At 65.2% G+C, this 5,290-nt stretch carries 9 protein-coding genes; 7 read left to right on the top strand and 2 right to left on the bottom strand.

The window, feature by feature from the left end; genetic code table 11:
• From ribH to tolA, 7 genes are all read left to right on the top strand, one after another.
• Positions 1-335, top strand: a 335-nt coding sequence (gene ribH / locus Q0C59_RS18360; RefSeq protein WP_291218269.1) for a 6,7-dimethyl-8-ribityllumazine synthase, incomplete at its 5' end; no start/stop codon positions are given.
• A 2-nt stretch (positions 336-337) separates the two neighbouring features.
• The gene (gene nusB, locus Q0C59_RS18355; protein WP_291218267.1) at positions 338-868 is read left to right on the top strand and encodes a transcription antitermination factor NusB; all 531 of its coding nucleotides are present in this window, start codon (positions 338-340) and stop codon (positions 866-868) included.
• Positions 865-2,085 (top strand): pyridoxal phosphate-dependent aminotransferase, encoded by a 1,221-nt coding sequence (locus Q0C59_RS18350; RefSeq protein WP_291218265.1) that lies wholly within the window; start codon positions 865-867, stop codon positions 2,083-2,085. Before nusB ends, Q0C59_RS18350 begins: the two co-directional genes overlap by 4 nt.
• On the top strand, positions 2,082-2,528 hold the full coding sequence (ybgC, locus tag Q0C59_RS18345) for a tol-pal system-associated acyl-CoA thioesterase (protein WP_291218263.1): 447 nt from the start codon (positions 2,082-2,084) through the stop codon (positions 2,526-2,528). Before Q0C59_RS18350 ends, ybgC begins: the two co-directional genes overlap by 4 nt.
• A 33-nt stretch (positions 2,529-2,561) precedes the next feature.
• Complete coding sequence (tolQ, locus tag Q0C59_RS18340; RefSeq protein ID WP_291218261.1) at positions 2,562-3,260, top strand: protein TolQ; 699 nt, start codon at positions 2,562-2,564, stop codon at positions 3,258-3,260.
• A 2-nt stretch (positions 3,261-3,262) separates the two neighbouring features.
• Entirely contained in the window at positions 3,263-3,706 is a 444-nt protein-coding gene (locus tag Q0C59_RS18335; RefSeq protein WP_291218258.1) for a biopolymer transporter ExbD, read from the top strand.
• 14 nt (positions 3,707-3,720) lie between these two features.
• Positions 3,721-4,617 (top strand): cell envelope integrity protein TolA, encoded by an 897-nt coding sequence (gene tolA, locus Q0C59_RS18330; RefSeq protein ID WP_291218256.1) that lies wholly within the window; start codon positions 3,721-3,723, stop codon positions 4,615-4,617.
• 8 nt (positions 4,618-4,625) lie between these two features.
• Here tolA and Q0C59_RS18325 read toward each other — a convergent pair whose 3' ends face one another.
• Both Q0C59_RS18325 and Q0C59_RS18320 read right to left on the bottom strand, forming a co-directional pair.
• A complete protein-coding gene (locus Q0C59_RS18325; RefSeq protein WP_291218254.1) occupies positions 4,626-5,009 on the bottom strand; it encodes a type II toxin-antitoxin system death-on-curing family toxin in 384 nt (127 codons plus the stop codon).
• The gene (locus Q0C59_RS18320; protein WP_291218251.1) at positions 5,006-5,230 is read right to left on the bottom strand and encodes an AbrB/MazE/SpoVT family DNA-binding domain-containing protein; all 225 of its coding nucleotides are present in this window, start codon (positions 5,228-5,230) and stop codon (positions 5,006-5,008) included. Before Q0C59_RS18320 ends, Q0C59_RS18325 begins: the two co-directional genes overlap by 4 nt.
• Between the last annotated feature and the right edge of the window lie 60 nt (positions 5,231-5,290).

The raw sequence follows: 5,290 nt of genomic DNA, 5'->3' as shown, positions 1-5,290 counted from the left end.
CACTCGGTGTGCAAGAGAAAAACATCGCCCACGTCAAGGTGCCTGGCGCACTCGAAGTTCCGGTGGCCCTGCAAGCCATGGCCGAACGCGACGACTTCGACGCACTCATCGCCCTGGGTTGCATCATCCGCGGCGAGACCTACCACTTCGAACTGGTGGCCAACGAATCTGGCGCGGGCGTCACGCGCCTGGCGCTGGACTACCAGATCCCCATCGCGAACGCCATCCTGACCACCGAAACGCTGGAGCAGGCCATCGCGCGCAAGACCGACAAAGGCCGCGATGCGGCCCGCGTGGCGGTGGAAATGGCCCACCTGCTGCAAGAGATCGGTTGAACATGTCCACAGAACTTCCCGTCACCGAGGGCGACAAGCCCAAGAGCGGCTTGATCGGCCGCAAGGCCGCCGACAAGTCGGCCCGCACCCGTGCCCGCGAGTTCGCCTTGCAGGCGATCTACCAGCACCTGGTGGGCCGCAACGCCGCCACCGACATCGACGCCTTCACGCGCGACCTGGCCGGCTTCCACAAGTGCGACAGCGTGCACTTCGATGCGCTGCTGCACGGCTGCATTAACCAGGCCGACGCGCTGGACGCACTGATCAAGCCCGCGCTTGATCGCCCGCTGAACGAGCTCTCGCCCATCGAACGCGGCGTGCTCTGGATCGGCGCCTACGAATTCCAGCACTGCCTGGACGTGCCATGGCGCGTGGTGCTCAACGAATGCATCGAACTGGCCAAATCGTTTGGCGGTACCGACGGTCACAAGTACGTCAACGGCGTGCTGCACCAGCTGGCCGCGCAGCTGCGCCCGGCCGAAGTGGCCGCCGCGCCGTCAAAACCCGGCTCTCGCAGAAACGCCGCACCGTGAGGATTTCGCAGCGCGCCCAGCGCGTCGAACCCTTCTACGTGATGGAGCTGGCCAAGGCTGCTTCAGCCATGGCGACCCAGGCCAAGCCAGGCGACCGGTCGATGATTTACCTGAACATCGGCGAACCGGACTTCACCGCACCACCGCTGGTCATGTCCGCCGCCGAGCGCGCCATCCGCAGCGGCAGCAGCCAGTACACACAGGCGCTCGGCCTGCCCGCCTTGCGTGAAGCCATCAGCGGCTGGTACGCGAGCCGGTTCGGTCTGTCCATCGATGCGAACCGCATTGTGGTCACGGCAGGCGCCTCTGCGGCCCTGCAGCTGGCCTGCCTCGCGCTCATCGAGGCTGGCGACGAGGTGCTGATACCCGACCCGAGCTACCCGTGCAACCGGCAGTTCGTGCAAGCGGCTGAAGGCCGCGCGGTGATGATTCCCAGCGGGCCCGACCAACGTTTTCAGTTGAGCGCAGAGCAGGTTGAAGCGCACTGGAGCCCCGCCACACGCGGCGTGCTGCTGGCCTCACCGTCCAACCCCACCGGCACCTCGATTGCCCGCGATGAACTTGAACGCATCGCGCGCTTCGTTCGCTCAAAAGGTGGCGTGACCATGGTTGACGAGATTTACCTCGGTCTGAGCTACGAAGATGACTTCGGCCACAGTGCCCTCGGGCTGCCCGACGGCCTGGGCGATGAAATCATCAGCATCAACAGCTTCAGCAAGTACTTCAACATGACCGGCTGGCGCCTGGGCTGGCTGGTGCTGCCGCCTGCGCTGGTGCCCGCGGTGGAGCGCCTGGCGCAGAACCTCTTCATCTGCGCCAGCACCATCGCGCAACACGCAGCACTGGCCTGCTTCGAGCCCGCGAGCCTCACCGAATACGAGCGCCGGCGCAGCGAGTTCAAGGCGCGCCGAGACTATTTCATCCCCGAACTCAACCGCCTGGGCCTGAGCGTGCCGGTGATGCCCGATGGCGCCTTCTATGCCTGGGCCGATGTGACCGGGCTGTGCCAGCGCTGGGGCATTCCACCGCAAGGGGCTCGGCCTGACGAAGGGGGCAGCTGGGCGCTGGCCTTCGAGCTCATGAAACGCTGCCAGATCGCTGCCACGCCAGGACGCGACTTCGGCAGCGCCGACCCCGGCCGCTACCTGCGTTTCTCCACCGCCAATTCCATGGCTCAGCTTCGTGAAGCGGTCGCTCGCCTGGAGCAAGCGCTGTGAGCCCGCCCGTACTGCAATCAGCCCCATTCACGTGGCCCATCCGCGTGTACTGGGAAGACACCGACGCAGGCGGCATCGTGTTCTACGCCAACTACCTCAAGTTCTTCGAGCGCGCCCGCACCGAGTGGCTGCGCGCCCTGGGCGTCGAACAACAACGCTTGCGCGAACAGCTCGGCGGCATGTTCGTCGTGAGCCAGACCCAGCTGCAATACCACCGGCCCGCGCGGCTCGATGATTTGCTTCTGGTTACAGCGCGCGTGGTGGAAGCGGGCCGTGCGTCCATGACAATCGAGCAGACCGCGCTCCTGAAACCGCAGCAAAGCGACGCGCAGGCAGAGCTGCTCTGCAGCGGCACCATCCGCATCGGCTGGGTCGACGACCGCCTGCTGCGTCCGCAGCGCATCCCTCCCGCCGTGATGGCCGCGCTCCAGCTGACGCCCTGAAACTTCTTCACGATCCGCCCTCTCTGAACACCCATGAACCAAGATCTCTCCATCGTTCAATTGATGCTCAACGCCAGTTGGGTGGTGCAGGCCGTGGTGGTGCTGCTCATGGTGGTCTCTGTCATGAGCTGGGCCGCCATCTTCCGCAAGGTGTTCTCGCTCAAGCGCGTGCGCGCCCACAACGACGACTTTGAACGCGAGTTCTGGTCGGGCACCAACCTCAACGACCTGTACGCCGCCGCCGCCCAGAGCGCCAAACACGGCGGGCCGATGGAGCGCATCTTCGCCAGCGGCATGCGCGAATACCAGAAGCTGCGCGAGCGCCGCATCACCGACAACGGCGCCCTGCTCGACGGCGCGCGCCGCGCCATGCGCGCGAGCTTCCAGCGCGAACTTGATGTGCTGGAAACCAACCTCTCCTTCCTCGCTTCGGTCGGCTCGGTCTCGCCGTATGTGGGCCTGTTCGGCACCGTGTGGGGCATCATGCACGCCTTCACCGGGCTGGCGGCACTCGCACAGGTGACCCTGGCATCCGTGGCGCCCGGCATTGCCGAAGCCCTGGTGGCCACCGCCATTGGTCTGTTCGCCGCCATTCCTGCGGTGGTCTTCTACAACCGCTTCGCGCACGACATCGACCGCGTGGCCAACGCCATGGAGACCTTCATGGAAGAGTTCTCCAACATCCTGCAGCGCAACCTCGGCGCGCAGCAGCAATCTCCTTCCGGTCATTGAGCATGCCCGCCGTTTCATCACGCGGCCGCGGCCGCCGCACCATCAACGAGATCAACATGGTCCCGTTCATCGACGTGATGCTCGTGCTGCTGATCATCTTCATGGTCACGGCCCCGCTCATCACGCCCAGCCAGATCGCGCTGCCCAGCGTGGGCCAGGCCGGGCGCCAGCCCGACCGCTTCGTGGCGGTAATGATCGACAAGGACGAGCAGATCCAGGTGCGCGAAGGCTCAGCCAGCACCGAGCCGCAGCCTGTGAGCCTGATCCAGCTCGTGGGCCGGGTGCAGCAGCTGCAAAGCAGCAAAGGCACTGCGCCCGAGGGCGGCGTGCCGGTGGTGATCAGCGCTGACAAGAACGTGAAGTACGAAGCCGTTGTTCGCGTGATGAGCACCCTTCAGGAAGCCGGCATTGCCCGGGTGGGCCTGTCCGTGCAAACCTCGCGCTGACCCATCACGCCACCATGCAATCCACCGCCGACCACCTCGACCTCGCGCCGCCACCCAGCGGCCGCTGGCTCGGGCCCATGGGTCTGGCGCTCGTGGTACACGGTCTGCTCGTGATCGCCCTCACGCTCGGTGTGCAGTGGAAGCACGACCCAGAACCCGTCACGGTCGAAGCCGAGCTCTGGTCACGCATGCCGGTGCAGGCCGCACCGCGAGCGGTGGCGCCACCGCCCCCCACACCTGCGCCCCAGCCCACACCACCCAAACCGGCGCCCAAACCCGCCCCGGCGCCAGCGCCCGCTCCGCCACCGCCCGCCCCGAACCAGGCCGACATCGCCACCGCACAGGCGAAGAAGAAGGCTGAAGCCGAGAAGAAGGCGCGTGAGGAAGAGGCCAAGAAGGTCGCCGCTGCGAAGGCAGCCGAGAAGGCAGCGGCCGAGAAGAAAGCAGCAGCGGAAAAAGCCGCCGACGAAAAAGAACGCCAGCAAAAACTCGCCGAACAAAAGCGCGAACAGGAACGCAAGGCCGCGGCCGACGAAAAGCGCCTGGCTCAACTGCGCGAGGACCAGATCAACCGCATGATGGGCCAGGCCGGCGCCACGGGTGGCCCGCAAAGCACCGGCACAGCCCAGCAGTCCAGCGGCCCCACGCCGGGGTACGGCGCCAAGGTGGCCGCGCGCATCAAGCCCAATGTGGTGTTCACCGACGTGGCCCCGGGCAACCCCCGCGCCGAAGTCGAGGTGCGGACCGCGCCCGACGGTGCCATCACCGCGCGCAAGCTCATCAAGAGCAGCGGCAACGCCGCGTGGGACGAGGCCGTGCTGCGCGCCATCGACCGCACCGTCAGCCTGCCGCGCGACACCGACGGGCGCGTGCCGTCGTCACTGGTGATTGGTTTGCGGCCGCTGGACTGAGGAAAAACTCAGCGGGGAATGGCGCAACGGCGCAACCAAGTGGCGAAATCGCTTTCGGAAATCTCTCCCGCCGCCAATCCCAAAACGGTCAAAGTGGCGTCCGCCTGCGAGGTTTGAAGACGGTAGCCGTTGAGGTAGAGAAACATACCCACTGCAAGGAACGCCGCCCGTTTGTTGCCATCCACAAAGGGATGGTTTTTGGCCAGTCCACTGGCGTAACTGGCCGCCAGATCAGCAAAGTCCGGTTTGCCATAGGCTAACAGGTTCAAAGGCTTGTTCAGCGCAGAATCCAGCAAACCCACATCGCGCAACCCGGCGCGCCCGCCGTGTTCCGCCAGGCTTTCATCGTGCAGCAAGACCAACGCGCCTTTGTCGATCCAGCGCCAAGTCATTTGGCGAGCTGGTGAAAGGTGTCGCGGAAATCACGCATGAATGCCCGTCCAGCTTCAATCTGTTCCTCCAGCGCAGGGTCATACGGCGTGAGAACGAGGCCTTCGGGCGTTTCCGTGAGAAAGACTGTCTGTCCTTTCTCCAGTCGCAATTTGGCCAAGGCCTCCTTGGGCAAGATGACACCAACCGAATTGCCGATCTGGGTGAGTTTGAGGGTGTGCATGTCAGGCTCCGAAAGCGTTATAACGGACGTAATACTACGCCAGACACCTCCGAAGCCGCA

Source organism: Hydrogenophaga sp., from assembly GCF_022844385.1.
Classification (GTDB): Bacteria; Pseudomonadota; Gammaproteobacteria; order Burkholderiales; family Burkholderiaceae_C; genus Hydrogenophaga.
This window is presented reverse-complemented; position numbering and strand designations above follow the sequence as displayed.

Bases quoted from the DNA above. Each gene is read 5' to 3' on its own strand.
- Q0C59_RS18335 (WP_291218258.1), top strand. From the start codon at position 3,263: ATGCCCGCCGTTTCATCACGCGGCCGCGGCCGCCGCACCATCAACGAG.
- tolA (WP_291218256.1), top strand. From the start codon at position 3,721: ATGCAATCCACCGCCGACCACCTCGACCTCGCGCCGCCACCCAGCGGC.
- nusB (WP_291218267.1), top strand. From the start codon at position 338: ATGTCCACAGAACTTCCCGTCACCGAGGGCGACAAGCCCAAGAGCGGC.
- tolQ (WP_291218261.1), top strand. From the start codon at position 2,562: ATGAACCAAGATCTCTCCATCGTTCAATTGATGCTCAACGCCAGTTGG.
- Q0C59_RS18320 (WP_291218251.1), bottom strand. From the start codon at position 5,230: ATGCACACCCTCAAACTCACCCAGATCGGCAATTCGGTTGGTGTCATC.
- Q0C59_RS18325 (WP_291218254.1), bottom strand. From the start codon at position 5,009: ATGACTTGGCGCTGGATCGACAAAGGCGCGTTGGTCTTGCTGCACGAT.